Here is a 20,551-nt window from a genome sequence, read left to right as displayed (position 1 = left end):
TGTAAAATTTAAGTTCATTTTATTTAGCCCCAAAAGCTTTGACATCTTGATTAAAATAAGGTAAAGTACCTATGTACGAACGATTTTTAGTTATATTGATATAATATTCGTTTTTAGGAGTGTAAAAACATGGATACTGTGTTTGATTATGAAGATATACAGCTAATTCCGGAAAAATGTATTGTAAACAGCCGTTCTGAATGTGATACTACCGTGGCCCTGGGCGGCCGTAAATTTAAACTGCCTGTTGTGCCCGCAAATATGCAAACCATTATTGATGAAAAAATCGCCATCTATTTAGCAGAAAATGATTATTTTTATATCATGCACCGGTTCGAACCGGAGAAACGCGCCGGTTTTATAAAGGATATGCAGGCGCGCGGATTATACGCTTCGATCAGTGTCGGTGTTAAAGCTGATGAATTTGCTTTTATCGGGGCGCTCGCTGCTGAAAAGCTGATTCCGGAATATATCACGATTGATATTGCGCACGGCCATTCCGATGCCGTTATTCGCATGATCCGCCATATTAAGAAACAGCTGCCGGAAAGCTTTGTTATTGCCGGAAACGTTGGTACACCTGAAGCTGTGCGGGAATTGGAACACGCCGGCGCGGATGCGACAAAGGTCGGCATCGGGCCGGGAAAAGTGTGCATAACGAAAATTAAAACCGGATTCGGTACCGGCGGCTGGCAGCTGGCTGCGCTGCGCTGGTGTGCAAAAGCTGCCAGCAAACCGATTATCGCAGACGGGGGAATCCGGACGCACGGAGATATTGCAAAATCGGTCCGTTTCGGCGCTACCATGGTCATGATTGGTTCACTATTCGCAGGACACGAAGAATCACCGGGTGAGACGGTTGAAATGGACGGAAAGCTTTATAAAGAATACTTCGGCTCGGCTTCCGAATTTCAAAAAGGCGAACGAAAAAACGTTGAAGGTAAAAAAATGTATGTGGAATACAGAGGCCCAATACAGGATACGTTGACCGAAATGGAGCAAGACCTGCAATCCTCCATTTCATACGCCGGCGGAAACAAACTGGCCGACATCCGTAAAGTCGATTATGTAGTCGTGAAAAGCTCCATCTTTAACGGAGACCGGGTATATTAAGAATCGTTTGATCGACCGCCGCCGCGTATTTTCCTTTGGTACGGACTTTCGTTTTCCCTATGATCGACCGCGGGCGCGGATTTTCTGAGCGGCGGGCAATAGATTGATGATACGAAAACATCCTGCAGAAAAAACAGCATTCTGCAGGATGTTTTCTTTATTTATCCAATCTTTTATCCACTTCTGAGGTATCCGCAAGTTCTCCAAACCACTGTGCCAGCTTTTCTTTTGCCATTGCTTTCACATCATCGTCAATATAAATGGCCACTTGGACAAGTGCCAGGCCAAGCGCGCCCAAATCATCCGTAAAGCCGACCGGCAGGATATCCGGCAGCAAATCGGTTGGCAGGATAAAGTAGCCGAGTGCCCCGATAATGGTCGCTTTTGCTTTTTTGGGTACATTCGGCTTTTGCAGCGTGTAGTATAAAAGCAAGGCCGTGTAGACAATACCGGAACCTGCTTTTTTAGCAAATTCTTTTAACTTTGTCCAAAAACTTTGCTCTGAAAAGTATTTGCGTGTCCTCTGCATACGGGTTTCCATTTTTTCAGGTAGATGTTCCATTTTGACAGCCCCCTTCTTCACCTATTCCGTTAAGGCTATTTTAACAAAAACTCCTCCTTCATTGTGAAATTACCACAGGAAAGAAGGAATATGCTTTCATTCTTCAAAGAATAAGAAAAATAACGGGATCAGGCTTCACTTCCCATGAACAGAAAAGAGCCGGATAATCCGGCTCTTTTCTGCTGCACTTTTATATGCAATTAGTCGATATAAGCATGTTCACCGTGTATCGTAATGTCCAGGCCTTTCACTTCGGCTTCTTCATCCACACGAATCGGCATAAATAGTTGAATGGCTTTGATAATGACAAATGTTACAACCGCTACAAAAATGTAAGTGGAGACAATGGCAACCAGCTGTTTTAAAACCAAAGCCGGATCCCCGTAGAACAAGCCGTTTGCCCCGGCAGAATTGACGGCTTTTGTAGCGAACAATCCTGTTGCAATACCGCCCCAGGTACCCCCGATACCATGGATGCCAAATGCATCTAATGTATCATCGTAACCGAGTTTTGATTTCAGGTACGTGACGCCCCAGAAGCAAACAATTCCGCCAATAAGGCCGATTAGAATCGAAGCCATTGGTGTAACAAATCCTGCACCCGGTGTAATGGCAACCAACCCTGAGATGCCGCCGGAAATGGCCCCCGATACAGTAGGCTTTTTATTCACGATCCATTCAATGCCGGCCCAGCCGATCAACCCGCAGGCAGCTGCTGTATTCGTATTAATAAAAGCAAACATCGCGACATCGTTTAATGTTAAAGCACTGCCCACGTTAAATCCAAACCAGCCGAGCCACAGGAAGCTGCCGCCGAGTAAGACAAGCATCAGATTGTGGTGGCCTGACGGTGTGTTCTCTCTCCGTTTTCCCAGCACAAGCGCAAGCACCAGCGCTGCTACACCGGAAGAAATATGAACAACATTCCCGCCTGCAAAGTCCAATGCGCCGAGATCGCGCAGCCATCCGCCAACGCCCCATACCCAGTGGGCAACCGGAGAGTAAACGAGCAGCAGCCAGAATGAAATGAAAATCAGATAAGCGGAGAAGCGCATCCTTCCAACAAATCCACCGGAAATAATGGCAATGGTTAAGATAGCAAAAGTCATTTGGAACATCATGAATAGATTATGAGGAATTGTTGCACTGTAATCCGCATTTGGTTTGAATGTTACATCATTGAGCCCTGCCCAGCTTAAGTCCCCCAACAGCCCGCTGCCGCCTGTTGAAAAAGCAAGCGAGTAACCGACGAGAACCCATAATACCGAGACAATTCCGAGTGACCCGAAACTGTACATTGCGGTACTTAATACGTTTTTACTTTTTACCATTCCCCCGTAAAATAGTGCAATGGCAGGCGTCATAATCCATACCAGCACGGTCGATACAAACATAAAAACTGAATCTGCAGGTACCATTCGTCTCTCCCTTTCTAAATGTAAGTTTTTTTAACATCTATTTGTTATATAAACTATCATATGAGAAAACAATCATTTTTTCAATACTTTTTCTTAAAATTTTTTAAAAATTTTTTATTTGTTGTCAGGTTTTCTTACAAGGTTAGATGAATCCGTTTACATATAGTGCCAAACGATCATATTTCTTATCAATAGCGCAAAGAGCCAGGACAAAAGAACCTTTGCGGCCTGTCCTGTAAAATGAAAATACTCCCATGCCGGTGATGGGAGTATTTTCCTAATACTGATTTATAATGACAGTGGACGTTATCCGGACCCTGATCGTAACCGCCGGCCCGGCATATACCGAATCAGCAGCCAGAGACAAAAGCCCGGACAACTTATGATGAACCAATCATACATCAACAATATTAAAATATGATTAACGTTTTGAAAAAATTCCGTTCATTTCCCCTGCTCATCATTCTACAACGCCTGAGCCGCAGTTGCCACTTTTTTAAAATATCCGGGCTGATGCGGGGCAAAGTCATTGATTTTTGCATTTTTTTCAAATAAATGCTGCTGTCCGTCTTCCCCTATCGTATAGCCTTTTACCCGAACCGCGTCCACTTTACCTTCGCAAAATGCTGCGAATACTTCAGCATCTGCCTTTACAATTCCGGCAACCTCTTCCTTCTGGAGCTGAAATTCCTGTAAGATATCCGTTGTATGATGGAAGAAAACATGACAGAATTCCCGATCAATAAATCCCTCCATTTTTGTAACATTGGGGATCGTTCCGGCGGGATGAAGATTTCCAAAAGGGATGTCTAATCCAAGTTCTTCTTTTACTTCACGGATGCCGTCCATAACCGTTTCGTGTGCAAGTAAATGACCGGCAGCCGTGATATCCAGTTTATTCGGGAAATCTTTTTTATGCGGGCTTCTGATTTGGAAATAAATTTGCCGCTTCCCGTTTTCGCAGCCGACCAGCCAGAAATGGAAAGTTTCATGCCAGAGACCTTTCCGGTGTGCCTCAGCCCTTGTTGCCGTACCAAGAACCAAACCATTCTCATCAAAAATTTTCAGTAATTCATTTTCCATCCAATCGCCACCATGGTTTCATATTCATTTGCTTTCTTTATTTTACCATGACAGTAACAAGGCGTGCGTTTTCACCATGCAAGCCTTTAAATTATTTGGCACATGCTAAATTGTGGTACAATCTCACTGTAAAAAATAAAAGAAAGAAGGTTGTTGCATGAATTCATTTACATTTCACAACCCTACTGAGCTGATTTTTGGCAAAGGACAGCTGAGCCAATTGGAAAAGAAAATCGACCAGCTTGGCAAACGCATCCTGCTCGTATATGGCGGAGGCAGCATTAAACGGTCCGGCCTTTATGATAAGCTGCAAACCATCTTCCGGAAAAAAGGATGCGAAGTGCCGGAACTGCCGGGTGTTGAACCAAATCCGCGCCTGTCCACTGTAAATAAAGGAATCGCCCTGATCCGCGAACATCAGCTTGACTGGATTCTCGCAGTCGGTGGCGGCAGCGTGATTGACTGTTCTAAAGCGATCGCCTGCGGTGCTCTGTATGACGGCGATGTATGGGATTTTTACGAACGGAAAGCAGTTGTTGAAAAAGCACTGCCGCTTGGTACGGTACTGACTTTATCTGCGACCGGATCCGAAATGAACAGAAGCTCCGTTGTCACAAACTGGGATACGCAGCAAAAACACGGAGCAAGCACGACATTTCCAACTTTCTCCATCCTTGATCCTGAAAACACATTCACTGTTCCGAAAAATCAAACCGTCTATGGAATTTCCGATACTTTATCCCATGTATTTGAACAATATTTTTCACATACAAAAGAAATCCCCCTGCAAACCGGCTTTGCTGAAACAATCATGAAGACAGTGATTGAAAACGCGGGAAAAGTACTGCAAAACCTTGAGGATTATGACGCGCGTGCGAACCTGATGCTGAGTTCAACATTTGCTTTAAACGGCCTGCTTGCAACCGGCGTGGAAACAGACTGGGCAACCCACTCGATCGAGCATGCTGTGAGTGCGGTATATGACATTCCGCACGGCGGCGGGCTTGCTGTCATCTTCCCGAACTGGATGAAGTATGTTTATAAGGAAGATGTATCCCGCTTTAAACGCTTTGCCATTGAAGTTTGGGGCGTTGATCCTAAGGGAAAAACCGATGAGGAAATTGCCCTTGCCGGCATCGATGCAGTCCGTCATTTCTTTAATGAAATCGGTGCGCCAAGCCGCTTAGCTGATTATAATATTGGCGATGAAAAACTGGAAACGATGGCGAAAAAAGCACTGCCATTCGGACCGATCGGCAGTTTCAAGAAACTTTCCGAGCAGGATGTTTATGAAATTTTGAAAATGAGTTTGTGATAGGGTTCACCGCTTGTCATGAACGGCACCGGAAAAAGCCCATGGGAGAATACCTTCTGTGGGCTTTTATCGCTCTTTAGGATCTTCCTACCGCTCATAAACGACATTTTTCGAAAAAATGATGTTAAAAATGCTTTTGTTCCTCATTTCCAAATTAAAAAAAGTGTGGAACCGGACTACGCTCCACACTCCCAAACATGAATCTTATTCCCAAGCTTCTTTCAGCGTCCTGTTCTCCCTCATCCATACCGGATACATAACCAGTCCAATCACAAACAATCCGATCCCTAAGAAGAAAGTTTTTAAATCCGCCGTCCCTGTCACAATCACCCAGACGGAATAAATCAGTGCGGCCATCGTAATGATGCCGTCCGTCCGGCGCGTGCGGGCAGACGTATAAGTTTCGCCGGTGATCACAAGTTTAAATTGGTAAATGACCGAGACAAGATATGGAATCAGGTAGGCCAGAGTAGCAACGACAATTGCAAAATCATATGCTTCCGAAATCGTTCCGGAAATGGTGGAAAACAAAAAGATTTGTGTCATGCTATTGGTTGCCGTCAGCGAACGGACCGGTGTATCTTTTTCATTGCTTTTGGCAAAAAATTTCGGGAACAGGCCGGCCTTTGCCGCCTGGTAAGGAACCTCAGAGCTGACAATGATCCAGCCCACTGTAGAACCAAACAGTGATATTAATGCCAATGCCGCTAAAATAAACTGCCCGTTTACGCCAAGCACTTCTCCAAGCGCATCGACAAGCGGTTTTTGCGATGCACGCAGTTCCGCCTGGGAGAGGGCGCCCATTGTAAGCAGTGTGATGCCTACATAAATGAGCATCGAAATCAGCAGGCCGAGTAAAGTTGCTTTTTTTACATCTTTTTGCGATTTGGCACGGTTTGACAACATCACAGCTGATTCAATCCCGACAAATGCCCATAAAGTTGAAATCGCCGCATTATTGATTTGGCTGCCGAGCGAGATGGCATGGCCGTTTGCATCTGTAAAAGCAGCTGCATGACCAAAGTTGGCTGCATTAAATGCAAATACGGTTATGATAATAAACATCATAAAACCGAGTACCTTCGTAATCGTTGCAACAAGGTTCATTTTCCCGCCGCTGTTAAAGTTGCCGGCAAGAATCCATTGAATGCCCCACAACATTACCGTACAAACGGCAAATGTAAAAAACTTTCCTGTTTCCAATTGGAAAGAGCCGATTGACATCATCACATTTGTACTCTGCATAATTGGAAAGAAAGTCGTGAGGTAGCCGACGAATGAAATAATAACAGAAGCGGTCGCGGACCAGTTTGCTGCCCAGTAGCCCCAGGCCATACTATAGCCGGCAATCTTTCCGGCTTTTTTCGATTTAAAAAGAGATTGTGCATAGCTTTGCGGTCCGGCTTTTAAGTTTGGTTTTCGAATCGCCAGGTTTCCGAACACCAGTGCAATCATAAGGACGCCGAAACCGGTCAATGCCCAGGCTAATGTTGAACCAAGTGCCCCCGAATCCTTGGCGAGGTTTGCCGGCAGCATAAAAATTCCGCCCCCTACCATATTTCCAACAACAAACATCGTTAACGTCCAGAGTCCCCATTTTTTATTCATATATACTCACCCTTCAAGGTTGTTCTCGTACATCATCATGAAATTATTCTACCTTATTCCTTTAGTTTAGTAAAGTGGTAAATCACTAGTTCATTAAAATATCTATATGGCAAATAATCCCACACCCTGGGAAAGGGAAGGTGCCCGTGAATAAAAAAACTTTGATTTCCCCGGATGAAAAAGGCAGATGCCGGAGAATACAAGATCCGGCCGGTTTTCACCCCATGGAGAATACCGGTTTGATATCCACGCTGCAAATTAGGTTTGCATATTTCCAAATTCACCGTTTTAATAGAAGTAAGGATAATCATCGTTTAGGAGAGTCTATGATGGAATATAAAAAAATCCAACCGAAAAAAATATATGAACAAGTTGCAAGTACCCTGATGGAAATGATCCGGAGCGGGAAACTGAAACCCGGGGATAAATTGGCTTCTGTCCAGCAGCTGGCGGAAAACTTCTCTGTCAGCAGGTCTGCTGTCCGCGAGGCGCTTACATCACTGCGGGCGATGGGTTTAATCGAGCTAAAACAGGGAGAGGGCACTTTTGTAAGGGATTTTGAACCCTCCCTCCTCAATTTTCCGATTGTGCAGGCCATGCTGATGAACAGGGGAGATATCATGAATCTGCTCGAAGTCAGAAAAATCCTCGAAACAGGTGCCGTCGCTGTCGCAGCAAAGAAAAGAACGTCGGAAGATTTGATGAAAATGCGCGGTGCATTGAAAGAAATGGAAGCTGCCGCCGGCGATGAAGTGCTGGCGGAGAAAGCGGATCTGGCTTTTCACCTCGCCATCTCTCAAGCTTCCCATAATCCTCTATTAGTCGGTTTGATGAATCATGTCTCTGATTTAATTGATATGTCTATGAAAGACACGCACCGAATCCTGCTGTTCACGGATGACTCGGATTTCAGCACCCTTTATGATCAGCATATGCGAATCTACCATGCCATTGAAAAACAAGATGCGGACGATGCGAGGAAGGAATTGCTCTCTCATTTGGAAGAAGTTGAAGCAAAAGTTGTCCAATAAAGTGAAACTTCCATCAGTGGGGGTTTTTCTTCATCCCCCACTGATGGTTAGTTGAACCAATCGGACCTTTACGGGCAGTTTGATCTCCCACCTATCCTTCTTCGTACCTTGAATCTTGAGGTGGGAGTCTTACTGCCCGTTAAGGTGGGATAAATAAAAAGAGCTGCGTGAAAAAATCCCATCGCTCCTTGCCGAACGATGGGATTTTTTCATGCTATATTTTAAGAGAAAAATACTTTCTTCCTCCCGGCGTTAAAATCAGCAGTGTCTTATATTGATTTTTCTTGGTGAAGCTGACAAGTGATCCGCTTAACGTTTCTTCGGCAGCGGAGATTTGAAAACCGCGTTTCAATAAACGGTCAATCTCTTCTATCTCACGTTTACATAATGTGAATTCGTGCATCATAATCCCTCAATTTCAGACGGCGGCCGTCGTTTGGGCCTGCAGGCTTCCGTCATTAAATTTTTTCCGCTTCAGGTATTTTCCGCTTCCTGGTTCACCAGCAAACTGTTTCTCCTTAATGACGAAGTTACCGCGGCATAAAACGGAGATCGGCTCTCCCGTAATTTCCATTCCTTCAAATGCGCTGTAGTCTACATTCATGTGGTGGGTTTTAGCGGAGATGACACGTTTTACTTCCGGGTCAAAGATTACCAGGTCCGCATCTGCGCCCACCGCAATTGTTCCTTTTTGCGGGAACAACCCGAACAACTTTGCAGGCTGGGTGGAAACAATATCAACGAATTGGTTTAGGTTTAAATTTCCTTTTTGGACGCCTTCCGAGTAAAGTATGCTGAAGCGGTCTTCAATGAACGGGCCGCCGTTTGGAATCTTTGAAAAATCATTGCGGCCAAGCTGCTTTTTCCCGTTAAAGTTAAAGGAACATTGATCCGACCCAAGCGTTTGCAGGATTCCCGCTTTCAAGGCGTTAAATAATACTTTTTGGTTGGCTTTCTCACGGAGTGGCGGAGACCATACATATTTGGCACCTTCGAAATTGGGTTTCTCCAAATAGGATTGGTCGAGCACAAGGTACTGCGGGCAAGTTTCTCCCCATACTTTATAGCCTTTGGACCGTGCCTCGGCAATCTGCCGGACTGCCTCAGCACAGGTAACATGGACGACATACAATTGCGAGTCCGCCATGTGCGCCAGTTCAATGGCCCGGTGCGTCGCTTCCCCTTCTGCTTCCGGCGGCCTTGTTAACGCATGGTAAATCGGTTCTGTATGCCCCCCGGCGAGCGCTCTGGTTACAAGTTCATCTATGACACTGCCATTTTCGCAGTGCACCATCACCAGCGCGCCCGCCTCCTTTGCCGCTTTAAAAGCACGGAATAATGTGCGGTCATCTGCCTGAAATTCTTTTGCATACGCCATAAACACTTTCAGGGATGTGATGCCCTCTTCTTCGAGGACAAGCGGCAGTTCTGCCATGACTTTGTCATCCATATTGGCCAGCATTAAGTGGAATCCGTAATCAATCGCCGCTTTTCCGTTCGCTTTACCATGCCAGCGTTGCACCGCTTCTTTTAGCGTGCGATCTCCTGTTGTAAGGCAAAAGTCAAGAATAGTAGTAGTTCCGCCAAAAGCCGCAGCAATTGTGCCGGTTTCCCAGTCATCATCGGTCACCGTGTTATTGAAAGGCATATCGAGGTGCGTATGCGGATCGACTCCGCCCGGAAAAATATAAGCGCCTTTTGCATCAATCACTTCTGCCCCGTTTGCAGGGAGATTCAAGCCAATTTCCGCGATTTTCTCCCCTTCTATTAAAATATCAGCTTCATACGTATCAGCAGCGGTTACAATTATTCCATTTTTAACGAGTTTTTTCATGAATTCTCCTCCATTTATGATTCGATTGTGATTTGGCCCGCTTGCAGACCGGCTATTTTGTGCTGGCGTTCATTCCAGGTGAGCGGAACCCCTGCTGGCAGTTCCACCATGTCGATGGCCCCGTCGGCCGGACAGACAAGCGAGCAGAGATTGCAGCCTACACACTCTTCTTCGCGAACTTTTAATATGCTGTTTCCGGCTGTATCAACAATCCTATCAATGCATTGGTGGGCGGTATCCTCACATGCAATATAACATTTATTGCAGTGGATACAGGCATCCTGGTTAATACGGGCAGCCACCTTGTAGTTCAGGTCCAGTTCTCCCCAATCCTTATATTTTGGGACGGATTCCCCGACCAAGTCCATGGCAGACTGAAGTCCTTTTTCATCCAGATAATTGTTCAATCCATCAATCATATCCTCAACAATCGAAAAACCGTGATGCATGGCGGCTGTGCAGACCTGGACATTGGACGCGCCCATCAGCATGAATTCAGCGGCGTCTTTCCAGGTGGATACCCCGCCGATTCCCGAAATCGGAACCGTTATTTCTGAATGGCGCGCACATTCCGCAACCATATTCAACGCAATCGGCTTTACGGCAGGTCCGCAATAGCCGCCATGCGTGCCGAGGCCTGCTACATGCGGTGTGGTCTGCCATGTATCAAGATCAACCCCCATCAGGCTATTGATGGTGTTGATCATACTGACTGCATCAGCGCCTCCCTGTACCGCCGCATAAGCCGTTGCCGTAATATCTGTAATGTTTGGAGTCAGTTTTACAATCACAGGGGTATTGGCTGCTTCCTTAACCCAGCAGGTCTGCTGCTCCACCAATTGGGGCACTTGCCCGGAAGCCGAGCCCATCCCCCGCTCCGCCATGCCATGCGGGCATCCGAAATTTAATTCAAGACCGTCAACTCCTGTTTCTTCCACTCTTTTTACAATTTCATGCCATTTTTCCTGTTTTGGTTCGACCATGAGCGAGGCAATGATGGTACGGTCCGGAAATTTCTTCTTGGTTTCATAGATTTCTTTCAGGTTTACTTCAAGCGGCCGGTCGGTGATAAGTTCAATATTATTGAATCCGGCCATTCTTTGCCCGTTAAACTGGAGAGAAGCAAAACGGGAAGTTACATTGATGATGGGTTCCCCCAGTGTTTTCCAAACCGCCCCGCCCCATCCTGCCTCAAACGCGCGCTGTACCTGGTAACCGGAATTAGTTGGCGGCGCGGAAGCAAGCCAAAACGGATTGGGCGACTTGATACCGGCAAAATTTATGTGCAAGTCTGCCAAATATTAAACCTCCTCCAATAAAGGTTGCAGCAATTGCCGGTGAATGGCATATGCGGTCTGTTTTCCCTGCTCAGCCGCACTGACCACCATTGCATCAGTTTTCCCGGTGCCAAATATTACATCGCCGGCTGCATACACTTTTTCATTTGATGTTTGATAGGTGTTTGGATCTACCTTTACAACACCCCGCTCATGCGCAAGGCCGAATGCATCAATCAGTTTCCTGCGGCGTTTTTGCCCGATTGCCCTTACAATGACATCCGCCTCTATTTCAAATTGGGCATTTTCCACAACTGTGATCCTGCGCTTGCCTGATTCATCCATATCGCCCAGTTCTACACGATCACAGATAAGCTTAGATACATTGCCATATACATTGCCGATAATTTCTTTCGGCTGCGCCAGCCATCTGAACTCAATACCGTCCTGCTTCGCAAATGCATATTCGCTCTTGTAGGCCGTCATTTCCATCTCAGTACGGCGGTAGATAATCTTTACATCAGCAGCCCCCAGCCGTTTCAGACAGGTGGCCGCATCAATCGCCGTGTTGCCGGCGCCAATCACAACGGCACGCTTTCCGGAAAAGTGATCAGTAATCCGGGATTCTTTTATATCCTCAATCAACTCGATGGCGTCATACACACCGTTATAATCTTCACCAGGAATACCGAGAAAAGGCACTCCCGCCATTCCGGCTGCCAGCACAACAGCATCATAACCGGATAGGATTTCTTCTGCAGCGATATCTTCGCCGATTGTTGTATTCGTGATCAGATCAACCCCCAGCTTTCTCACTTGTTCCGCTTCCCACAGCGGAATTTCCTGGGGCAGGCGGAATGGCACAATGCCATATGTATCAAGGCCGCCCGCTTTTTCCTTTGCTTCATAAACCGTTACACCATAACCGAACCGGGCAAGTTCCCTTGCCGCGGATAAACCGGCCGGACCGCTTCCAATAACGGCGGCCCGCTTCCCATTCGGGCTGCCCTTTCGAAAGAGCGGCTGATCCGCCTGCATCGCCCAATTGGTGGCATGCCGCTGCAGATCACCAATCATGATAGGAAGTGAAAGTTCGTTGAGGACACAGGCACCTTCACACAGTTCCTCGGTCGGGCAGACACGGGAGCAGGTTGCCCCCATCGGATTCGCTTCCAGAATGACACGCGCAGATCCTTTCAGATTTCCCGACGCAATTTTTTTAATAAAAGAAGGAACCGGGATGCCGGTCGGACACGCTTTTGTACAGGGCGCATCGTAGCAGTAAAGGCAGCGGTTTGCTTCTTCCACCGCCTCCTGTGTTGTTAAATCCCGTCTGACCTCTGAAAATTTTAATGTTGACCCAGACGCCAAAGATTCCATTCAAACACCTCCATTTATTGGCTTGGTAATCTTTTCACATAACACGATTCATTTTTCTTATATTTGGTTGCTTTGTTCCGCCACAGCTGCCGGAATACCCCGGCCTTTTTCCTTTTGGCCGGCAAAAACGGTCATCTCTTCATATTCTTCTTTCGTTAAAAGGCTTGGGTCGTTGCGCATGAAAAAGCTGTAGGCCCCAATCGCGATCAGCAGCCCGACTGTCCATGCATTGTCCCATAAAAAGCCCAGCACCGGAACAGCGAGGCCAAGTAACGGAACCGCAATTCCAATTAACATCGCATAAATGCCGCTTTTATTGAAGCCGGAAGAGTAGCTGTAACGCCCGTCTTTTTGGTACAGTTCTTTTAAAGCAAAATGCTTGCGCCGGACAATCCAGTAATCCGCGATGGCTATTCCGTCAATCGGGCCAAGAAGCGCGCCGTAGCCGCCAAGGAAACCATAGATAAGCGTTTGGAAATTGGACATCAAATACCAGGGCTGCATCGCGATTGCAAATAGTCCTGTTATCACTGCACCGATTGCAAAGGTAATTCGTCGCGGCCATAAATTTTCTACTGCCCGCGCAGGTGCCACAAGGTTTGCTCCGACATTGATCGTAATGGATGAAATTACGATCACAATGGCGCCGAGGAAAACAATATACGTTGGAAATTTTGCCAATAATTCAACCGGCTGCCACAATGCCTGCCCGAAAATCACTACGGTTGCGGATGTGACAAAGATTCCGATAAACGAGAAAACTGTCATCGTAATCGGAAGTGCGAGTGACTGGGAAACCATCATTGACTTTTGACTCACAGCATGGCGGGCAAAGTCCGGAATATTAAGCGCTAATGTCGCCCAGAATGCAATCACGCCGGTTAACGCCGGGAAAAACACCGCCAGAAATGCGCCAGTTGACTGGAATTTGCTCGGTGCCGTTAAGATCGGGCCCCAGCCGTTAATATTTGTTGCTGCCCAGATAAATAGAATAATAGATGAGATCCCGACTACCGGTGTCGCAATGGTGGCCAGCCATTTAATTGCCTGCGGGCCTTTGATGCCGATGCCGACATTTAACCCCCAGAAGAAAATGAAGACGATACCGGTGTGAAACGGGATGCCTGACCAGCCCGAAAAAACACGGGACATCAAAGCGTCAATACTCGTTGTACCAATCCATGTGTTAATGCCGAACCAGCCTGCAGCGACGATTGCCCGTGCCAATGCTGGAATATGCGCCCCCTTTGAACCAAACCACAGCCGGGCAAACACCGGGTAAGGGATGCCAAACTTGGCGCCTGCGTGGGCGTTTAGCAGAATCGGGATCAACACGATGCAGTTTCCAAGAAAAATGGTCAAAAGCGCCTGCCACCAGTTCATTCCCAATGCGATCATCCCGCTTGCCATCGTATAGGAAGGAATCACAAGGCACATCCCGATCCACAGCGCCGCGAAGTTTCTTCCTTTCCAGGAGTGTTCTTCTTTTGTCGTCGGCCGCAGGTCATCATTCCAGAGGCTGCTGTCTTGTAATTGATCAACTGCCTCAGCTGTTAATGTGACGATGCCTTTGTCTTCAATTTGTGATTTCATCCGTTTCCCTCCATTCCATTCAAATGTTTAAAGGGTACCCGGTTATACTTTTTCCAGAAGGGCAAGCACGGTGTCGAGCGCAACATTTACACCGCATGCACAGTCTTCATAGGTTGTACGTTCTTCTTCACAATGGCTTTTTCCGTTGATGCTCGGGACAAAGAGCATGGCTGTCGGCAGGTAACTCGCCATAAACTGCGCATCATGCCCGGCGCCGCTGTACATTTTTTTGCTCGAAAGCCCGAGGGACTGCGCCGATTTTTCGATCTGGCTGACGATGCTTTTGTCAAAAACAACCGTCTCGCGGGACCATAATTTTTTCGAGGAAATGGTACAACCTGACATTTCCTGCGGCAGGGTTTTGATTGCTTCCACGACCTGCGCCACAACTTCAGGATCCTGGTGTCTGGCTTCCAGCGTGAACACGGCTTTATTCGGAATGACCGTATGAATATTGGGGTAGACATTCATCCTTCCCATCGTGTAAACAAGAGCCGGGTCAAGCTGATTTAATTGTTTGCGAAGAATGGAAATGATATCGGCTGCGGTAAACAGTGCATCTTTCCGCATTCCCATCGGCGTAGTTCCCGCGTGATCCGACTCCCCTGTGACTTCAATCTCATAATTAACCATACCGACAACACCTTCGACCACCCCGATTTGTTTGCCTTCACTTTCGAGGACCGGACCTTGCTCGATATGCATTTCAAGAAACGCGGACGCTTCTTTTAAACGGTTTTTGGCATCTCCGGCATAACCGCTGGCTGCCAGTGCTTCTCCGAAAGATATACCATCTTCATCACGGCTTTTAAGCATCACGGATTGATCGAATTTACCGGAGATGACGCCGGAGCACATCATTGCCGGTTCAAATCTTGCCCCTTCTTCATTGGTGAAATTTACAATCATAAAGGGGGCTTTTGGTTTGATATGGGTATCATGCAAGGTACGGGCTACTTCCAATGCTGCGGCCACACCGAGAACCCCGTCAAAGCGGCCGCCTTTTTTAACTGTATCAAGATGGGAGCCCATGACCACCGGCGGCTTGTTCTCAGTACCAGGCATGACGGCGTAAATATTGGCCATGTCGTCAAATTTTACTTCCATGCCGATTTCTTTACAACAAGCAACGAAATAATCACGGGCTGCAATGTCCTCTTTTGAAAGGGATAATCTCGTCACGCCGTTAGCCGGTGTCCTTCCGAATGTTGAAAACTTCTCCAAACTTTCCTGTAATCTTTCCGCTTGAATCAAAACTTTTTGCTGCTGCATTCAGCCATCCCTCCTGTTTTTTTAAAAGATCTTTCAATGCCCGAGATGCATCACCCCCTTAAAATTCCCGCTTATATATCAATTCCAAAAAATTTCGCCTTATACCAAATTTCAGATAAATATTGTTAAAAAATCTGACATTCACCGGAGCGAATGCCAAATCATGCCCGTTATGAACCATAGTTCACAGTAGTGCCCGATAATCGGCTGTACAGTTTCTTCAGTTTTTCTTTTGTCATCTTCACTGGATTATTAAGCATATTGGGAGCAAAGCTGCCGGCGACAAGGCTGTCCAGGTCCTCCCCGGTCGCCACACCTGCTTCCTCAAGCGTCATAATCATTCCCATTTCTTTTTTCATTTCGTCAATGCAGCCGGCCAGAGCCTCTGCATCTTTGAACCCGAGGCGCCGGCTGAAGGTTTGCAGGCGCTCTGCTTCGGGGCCCTCCTCGCTGTTAAGCCTCCAAAATGAGGGCAAGGTGAAGGCACAGGCTTCCCCGTGAACCACCCCAAAATCCTGGGTCAGCGGGTATGAACAGGCGTGGGCCGCCGCCGTCTGGGTCATATTAAAAGCAAGCCCTGCCGTAACAGAAGCCTCGCTCATTTTAGCCCGTGCTTCAAGATTGTCCGGCTCATGGTAGGCCTTCAGCAGGTATTGAAACGCTAGTGATGCCGCGTGTTCAGCCGCCATATCTGTAAAAGGCTGGTGCTTTTTGCCGTAATAAGCCTCTAAGGAGTGGGCAAGGACATCAAGGCCGCTTGAAGCCGTGACACGCGGCGGACAGGTCAAAGTTAATTCAGGATCAACAAGCGCGTAAGCCGGATAGAAGAATTCACTTGAAAGCGGCGCCTTCATCCGCCTTTCCGTATCGGTCAGAACCGACACGTTTGTTACCTCGCTGGCTGTGCCGGATGTTGTCGGAACGGCGATCATCGGAATGCCGGGTTGGGTTACAGGCCGTTGCTTAAACAGATAATCGGCTGAACTGTACGGGGTGCAGGCCGTAAAACATGCCACTTTCGCACAGTCCAGAATGCTTCCCCCGCCAAGGGCTACTGCAAAGTCCGCGCCGGTTTCGCGGATCTTTGCTGCACAATCATCCGTGTTTTTAACGGTCGGGTTCGGCTGGATATCAGAAAAAACAACAGTAATTTTTTCTTCCGACTGATCCAGGATCTCCTGTGCAATCCCGTTGCGGACCATAGAAGGCGCACTGATTAAAATTCCCCGCTTTCCATTGAATTGCTTGATGATTTCAGGCAGTTTCCTGATTTTCCCCGCTCCAAAGTCAATCGGGACGGGTTGTTTGTAGAAGAAATCTTCCATAAGTCCAATTCCTTTCTTTATTTAGCGATTAGTGTTTTTCCCGGGAACAAATCATTTTTCTCAAACTCGCCGAGTGCCGCTTCAAAAAGATCCATGGCTTCATTTACCTGCTGTTCCGTAATGATTAAAGGCGGTGCGATGATGACACTGGATTCATGCGAATACGTATAGAAACCTTTTTCAGCCAGTATGCCGGTAAACTTTTTCATGAGGCCGAATTTGTCTTTGCCGTAATCCATGCCGTATGCACTCAGCGGTTCCTTGGTCTGTTTGTCTTTTACCAGTTCGACGGCTGCAAATAATCCAATATGGCGGACATCTCCGACAGAATCATAATTTCTCAGTTTCTCCAGCCGCTCTGCCAGCGCCTTCCCGACCGCGTGCGCGTTTTCTATAAGATTTTCTTCTTGATAAATCTCCATTGCCGCGCAGCCGATTTGGGTGGATACCGTATGGCCGCTGTACGTTAAACCGGTCATAAAAATATTTTTGTCAAAGTATTTCGCAACATCCCGGCTGAGTATAACGCCACCAAGCGGGCTGTAGCCGCTTGTTACCCCTTTGGCGAAGGTGATTATATCCGGTTCAAAATCGTAGTGGCTGACTGCAAACATTTTTCCCGTGCGCCCAAAACCAGTCATCACTTCATCGCAGATCATCAAAATGCCGTAGCGGTCACACAGTTCGCGCACACCTTCCAAATAGCCCTTTGGCGGAATCAGGACACCGTTAGAGCCCGGGATCGGTTCAAGAAAAACAGCTGCAATCTGGTCCGGGCCTTCGTATTGGATTTGACGATGCAACCGGTCCAGATAAAATGCGGAAGCCGCTTCATCGCTTTCAAATTGCAGCATTTCTCGGTACAGGTAAGGCGTTTCAAACTTTACAAAGCCGGGGATACCCGGTTCAACGGTAAAGCGCCGGTTTTCACCTGTCAGATTGCCTGCGCCGAACGTAGCGCCATGGTAAGAACGGTACCGGGAAAAAATTTTATAACGGCCGGTAGCCATCCTTGCGATTTTCACCGCATGGTCATTGGAATCGGCCCCGCCGTTTGTAAAAAACACTTTCGCCATATTGCCCGGTGCTGCTTCAATAATTTTGCGGGCAAGTTCCGACTTCGGGGCGCTTGCAAAAGCGGGCGCTGCGAGCGGATACTCGCCGATCTGCTTAAATTCTTCCAGCAATTTCGGATGCTGGTGGCCGACGTTTAAATAAACGAGCTGGGAACACATATCATAGTACTTATGGTTCTGATCGTCCCAGAAAAAAATGCCTTTCGCTTTTGTGATAACCGGTGAGCCTGCATGGTCTTGCCTGGACCAGGAATGCATGACATATTGCTGATCGTTCAGCTTTATTTGCGGCACATCCACCTGTTTCATTGATCGTCAGCTCCATTTCTATCACGAATATGATAGTTTCATTATAAAAGCAAAATTGACTGAATTAAATGATGATTTAAACAAAATATGTTGTGCAATTGCACATGTTTACTGCAGGATGTCCTCAATCATAAAGGCAAGCAAAAGATTGGTTTTTGTAAAATTCCGCGTTAAATCCACATCTAAAATGGATTCGATTTTCTTCACTTTATAAAGGACCGTGTTGCGGTGGATAAACGCCCTGCGGCTGATTTTCGCCGTCTGTCCGTCCTCTTCAAGAAAAATTTTAAGAAAATGAACATAATCGGTTTCGTGCAATTCATCATACCGGTAAAGATTTTCCAGCATATCATCATGAAAGGTTTCAATGATTTTGCGGTCTTTTACTTCCATAATGATTTTGTATGCCCCGATTTCTTTATATTTGCAGATTGGCGGAACCGCCTGCCGTTTTGCAAGCTGGATCACCATTTTGGCTTCCTGGTAGCTTTTATGGATATCAGGGATTTGCCGGTAAAAATTGCCCATCCCCACCAACAAATTTTCCATATCCCGTTTCAAGATGCTGGCCTGGATTTTTTCAGCGGTTTTCGAAAAAGGAATATCAGGCGTCCGTACCTTTGAACGGTCTACCAAATAAATGATTTGATCCTGATAAACGCTGGACACATATTGTTCATATCTGTTACCGAAGACCTCTTCAATGGTTTGCTGGAACGGCAGCATATCGGGCTGCTGTTCATCCGCCTTTGTGCAGACGATAATGCCATAATCCGCATCTTCCCCAAAACCAAGTTTGGAAAGCTCGTTCAGAATCTGTTCATGATTCATACCCGGGTGGAAAAGCAGGTCATTGAGGATTTGCTGCGCGTGTGTCTGTTCAACCTGTTCCCTCATTAAAAACTGGACGGTAAACTTGATAAAATCGGCAACCCGGCATTCCCAGGGCATTTGAAATACCGGAAACTGATGTTCATCGGCAAAATCCAGAATGGCTGCCGGGATTTCCTGAATATACGGGCCTGTATTGATGACAATACCGGCTGCCCGCCGATGCAATGCAAACTCCGCCATTTCCAACAACTTTACCGGATCACCATCCATGCTGATGCCGGTAGTCACGATCAGCTCGTTCGGCCTGAAAAAATCAGCCCAGTCCAAACTCTCCGTTACATTAACCCCGGTAACAGCCCGGCTTACCCCTTCCTTCCCGGCTACAAGCACAATCCGGTTAAAAGCAGGCAATTCAATCAGTTTTTCCAAAGTGATCATAATTCCATCCCCTTTGTAAATGAAATGATGGGCTGTGCGGAAAAATATGGTCTGCCCGTTAAAAGCGGCATTCTGTTTATTATCTTAAAGTGATGAACATTAAAAGTAAATCTATTATCTGAAAGTAATTATTTTTCCAAACAAATCAGTGCATTTTCAGGATGCAGCAAGTTTTTTCGCCCATTAAAGTGGCAAAAAAACTTGAACACTTATAAAATAAAAGAAAAGGCTTTCAAATATGGCGAATTTATGAACTCAGGCATTGCAATGTTTTCACTACAAGGAGTATAATTACTTTAATCGGGTCATCAGATGACTTAAACCATCATGAACCCTTTTAAATTTCTAAGAAGGTGAAAACTGTGAAAGTTAGTCTATTCATTACTTGCCTTGTCGATATGTTTAAATCAGACGTTGGAAAAGCAATGGTAGAAGTATTGGAAAGGCAGGGCTGCGAAGTTGATTTCCCAAAGGGCCAGATTTGCTGCGGCCAGCCGTCATATAACAGCGGCTATTTGGAAGATACCAAGCCTGCGATGAAACAAATGATTAAAGCCTTTGAACATGCAGACTATGTCGTATCGCCGTCCGGCTCGTGTGCCTACATGTTTAAAGAATACCCGAACGTTTTCAAAGGTGACCCGGAATGGGAACCGAAAGCGAAAGCACTGGCAGCTAAAACCTATGAATTTACACAATTCCTGGTAGACGTGTTAAAAGTGGAGGATGTCGGGGCCAGCTTACATGGAAAAGCAACCTATCATCCATCCTGCCATATGACGCGCCTGCTCGGTGTCAAAGATGCACCTATGAAACTATTAAAACACGTGCACGGCCTTGAATTTATTCCGCTGCCGAACGCATTATCATGCTGCGGTTTTGGCGGAACATTCTCTGTAAAAATGAGCGAAATCTCCGAGCAAATGGTCGATGAAAAAGTGGAACATGTGGAAGAAACCGGCGCGGATTATTTGATTGGCGGCGACTGCGGCTGCCTGATGAATATCGGAGGCCGGATGGACCGGAAAGGTAAACCGATAAAAATCATGCATATTGCTGAAGTATTAAACAGCAGAGACTAAA

17 protein-coding genes are annotated in these 20,551 nt (G+C 46.6%); 4 read left to right on the top strand and 13 right to left on the bottom strand.

Annotated features, from left to right (window positions below):
- Positions 1-129 precede the first annotated feature (129 nt).
- The gene (gene guaC / locus C232_RS0107210) at positions 130-1,113 is read left to right on the top strand and encodes a GMP reductase (RefSeq protein WP_018662796.1); all 984 of its coding nucleotides are present in this window, start codon (positions 130-132) and stop codon (positions 1,111-1,113) included.
- 157 nt (positions 1,114-1,270) lie between these two features.
- On the opposite strand, the gene C232_RS0107205 is transcribed toward guaC, so the two are convergent.
- From C232_RS0107205 to C232_RS0107190, 3 genes are all read right to left on the bottom strand, one after another.
- Entirely contained in the window at positions 1,271-1,675 is a 405-nt protein-coding gene (locus C232_RS0107205) for a YkvA family protein (RefSeq protein WP_018662795.1), read from the bottom strand.
- 200 nt (positions 1,676-1,875) lie between these two features.
- Positions 1,876-3,093 (bottom strand): ammonium transporter, encoded by a 1,218-nt coding sequence (locus C232_RS0107200; RefSeq protein WP_018662794.1) that lies wholly within the window; start codon positions 3,091-3,093, stop codon positions 1,876-1,878.
- A gap of 465 nt (positions 3,094-3,558) precedes the next feature.
- A complete protein-coding gene (locus C232_RS0107190) occupies positions 3,559-4,176 on the bottom strand; it encodes an NUDIX hydrolase (RefSeq protein WP_018662792.1) in 618 nt (205 codons plus the stop codon).
- A 157-nt stretch (positions 4,177-4,333) separates the two neighbouring features.
- Here C232_RS0107190 and C232_RS0107185 point away from each other — a divergent pair, with 157 nt between their 5' ends.
- Complete coding sequence (locus tag C232_RS0107185) at positions 4,334-5,491, top strand: iron-containing alcohol dehydrogenase (RefSeq protein WP_018662788.1); 1,158 nt, start codon at positions 4,334-4,336, stop codon at positions 5,489-5,491.
- A gap of 204 nt (positions 5,492-5,695) precedes the next feature.
- Here C232_RS0107185 and C232_RS0107180 read toward each other — a convergent pair whose 3' ends face one another.
- Positions 5,696-7,099: an amino acid permease gene (locus C232_RS0107180; RefSeq protein ID WP_018662786.1), complete on the bottom strand. Its 1,404-nt coding sequence runs from the start codon at positions 7,097-7,099 to the stop codon at positions 5,696-5,698.
- 329 nt (positions 7,100-7,428) lie between these two features.
- On the opposite strand from C232_RS0107180, the gene C232_RS0107175 reads away from it, so the two are divergent.
- Entirely contained in the window at positions 7,429-8,130 is a 702-nt protein-coding gene (locus C232_RS0107175) for a FadR/GntR family transcriptional regulator (RefSeq protein ID WP_018662784.1), read from the top strand.
- Positions 8,131-8,344: 214 nt separating this feature from the next.
- On the opposite strand, the gene C232_RS0107170 is transcribed toward C232_RS0107175, so the two are convergent.
- The 9 genes from C232_RS0107170 to C232_RS0107130 all read right to left on the bottom strand — a co-directional run bounded on the left by C232_RS0107170 (position 8,345) and on the right by C232_RS0107130 (position 19,468).
- Positions 8,345-8,533 carry a hypothetical protein gene (locus C232_RS0107170; RefSeq protein WP_018662782.1) on the bottom strand — a complete coding sequence of 63 codons (189 nt, stop codon included), beginning with the start codon at positions 8,531-8,533 and terminating at the stop codon, positions 8,345-8,347.
- A 15-nt stretch (positions 8,534-8,548) separates the two neighbouring features.
- Positions 8,549-9,964: a dihydropyrimidinase gene (gene hydA, locus C232_RS0107165; protein ID WP_018662780.1), complete on the bottom strand. Its 1,416-nt coding sequence runs from the start codon at positions 9,962-9,964 to the stop codon at positions 8,549-8,551.
- Between the two features lie 14 nt (positions 9,965-9,978).
- Positions 9,979-11,262: an NAD-dependent dihydropyrimidine dehydrogenase subunit PreA gene (gene preA / locus C232_RS0107160; protein WP_018662779.1), complete on the bottom strand. Its 1,284-nt coding sequence runs from the start codon at positions 11,260-11,262 to the stop codon at positions 9,979-9,981.
- A 3-nt stretch (positions 11,263-11,265) separates the two neighbouring features.
- Positions 11,266-12,621, bottom strand: coding sequence for an NAD(P)-dependent oxidoreductase (locus tag C232_RS0107155; RefSeq protein ID WP_018662775.1), 1,356 nt, complete (start codon positions 12,619-12,621; stop codon positions 11,266-11,268).
- A 57-nt stretch (positions 12,622-12,678) separates the two neighbouring features.
- Positions 12,679-14,214: an NCS1 family nucleobase:cation symporter-1 gene (locus C232_RS0107150; protein WP_018662768.1), complete on the bottom strand. Its 1,536-nt coding sequence runs from the start codon at positions 14,212-14,214 to the stop codon at positions 12,679-12,681.
- A gap of 42 nt (positions 14,215-14,256) precedes the next feature.
- Complete coding sequence (locus C232_RS0107145; RefSeq protein WP_018662767.1) at positions 14,257-15,486, bottom strand: Zn-dependent hydrolase; 1,230 nt, start codon at positions 15,484-15,486, stop codon at positions 14,257-14,259.
- Between the two features lie 170 nt (positions 15,487-15,656).
- Positions 15,657-16,811, bottom strand: a complete 1,155-nt coding sequence (locus tag C232_RS0107140; RefSeq protein WP_018662766.1) for an iron-containing alcohol dehydrogenase family protein — start codon at positions 16,809-16,811, stop codon at positions 15,657-15,659.
- Positions 16,812-16,828: 17 nt separating this feature from the next.
- Entirely contained in the window at positions 16,829-18,196 is a 1,368-nt protein-coding gene (locus tag C232_RS0107135; RefSeq protein WP_018662764.1) for an aminotransferase class III-fold pyridoxal phosphate-dependent enzyme, read from the bottom strand.
- A 108-nt stretch (positions 18,197-18,304) separates the two neighbouring features.
- Positions 18,305-19,468, bottom strand: coding sequence for a PucR family transcriptional regulator (locus C232_RS0107130; RefSeq protein WP_018662762.1), 1,164 nt, complete (start codon positions 19,466-19,468; stop codon positions 18,305-18,307).
- Positions 19,469-19,830: 362 nt separating this feature from the next.
- On the opposite strand from C232_RS0107130, the gene C232_RS0107125 reads away from it, so the two are divergent.
- Complete coding sequence (locus C232_RS0107125) at positions 19,831-20,550, top strand: (Fe-S)-binding protein (protein WP_018662760.1); 720 nt, start codon at positions 19,831-19,833, stop codon at positions 20,548-20,550.
- Position 20,551: the final 1 nt, after the last annotated feature.

Origin of the sequence: Heyndrickxia acidiproducens DSM 23148 (assembly GCF_000374345.1) — a bacterium.
GTDB classification, from domain to species: Bacteria; Bacillota; Bacilli; order Bacillales; family Bacillaceae_C; genus Weizmannia; species Weizmannia acidiproducens.
The sequence above is the reverse complement of the archived record's forward strand: the minus strand, read 5'-3'. Positions and strand labels throughout refer to the sequence as shown.

Excerpts from the sequence above, each read along its gene's own strand:
- C232_RS0107175 (WP_018662784.1), top strand. The coding sequence starts at position 7,429 with ATGGAATATAAAAAAATCCAACCGAAAAAAATATATGAACAAGTTGCA.
- C232_RS0107170 (WP_018662782.1), bottom strand. The coding sequence starts at position 8,533 with ATGCACGAATTCACATTATGTAAACGTGAGATAGAAGAGATTGACCGT.
- C232_RS0107205 (WP_018662795.1), bottom strand. The coding sequence starts at position 1,675 with ATGGAACATCTACCTGAAAAAATGGAAACCCGTATGCAGAGGACACGC.
- C232_RS0107145 (WP_018662767.1), bottom strand. The coding sequence starts at position 15,486 with ATGCAGCAGCAAAAAGTTTTGATTCAAGCGGAAAGATTACAGGAAAGT.
- C232_RS0107130 (WP_018662762.1), bottom strand. The coding sequence starts at position 19,468 with ATGATCACTTTGGAAAAACTGATTGAATTGCCTGCTTTTAACCGGATT.
- C232_RS0107180 (WP_018662786.1), bottom strand. The coding sequence starts at position 7,099 with ATGAATAAAAAATGGGGACTCTGGACGTTAACGATGTTTGTTGTTGGA.
- hydA (WP_018662780.1), bottom strand. The coding sequence starts at position 9,964 with ATGAAAAAACTCGTTAAAAATGGAATAATTGTAACCGCTGCTGATACG.
- C232_RS0107200 (WP_018662794.1), bottom strand. The coding sequence starts at position 3,093 with ATGGTACCTGCAGATTCAGTTTTTATGTTTGTATCGACCGTGCTGGTA.
- C232_RS0107155 (WP_018662775.1), bottom strand. The coding sequence starts at position 12,621 with ATGGAATCTTTGGCGTCTGGGTCAACATTAAAATTTTCAGAGGTCAGA.
- C232_RS0107135 (WP_018662764.1), bottom strand. The coding sequence starts at position 18,196 with ATGAAACAGGTGGATGTGCCGCAAATAAAGCTGAACGATCAGCAATAT.
- C232_RS0107185 (WP_018662788.1), top strand. The coding sequence starts at position 4,334 with ATGAATTCATTTACATTTCACAACCCTACTGAGCTGATTTTTGGCAAA.
- guaC (WP_018662796.1), top strand. The coding sequence starts at position 130 with ATGGATACTGTGTTTGATTATGAAGATATACAGCTAATTCCGGAAAAA.
- C232_RS0107150 (WP_018662768.1), bottom strand. The coding sequence starts at position 14,214 with ATGAAATCACAAATTGAAGACAAAGGCATCGTCACATTAACAGCTGAG.
- C232_RS0107140 (WP_018662766.1), bottom strand. The coding sequence starts at position 16,811 with ATGGAAGATTTCTTCTACAAACAACCCGTCCCGATTGACTTTGGAGCG.
- C232_RS0107190 (WP_018662792.1), bottom strand. The coding sequence starts at position 4,176 with ATGGAAAATGAATTACTGAAAATTTTTGATGAGAATGGTTTGGTTCTT.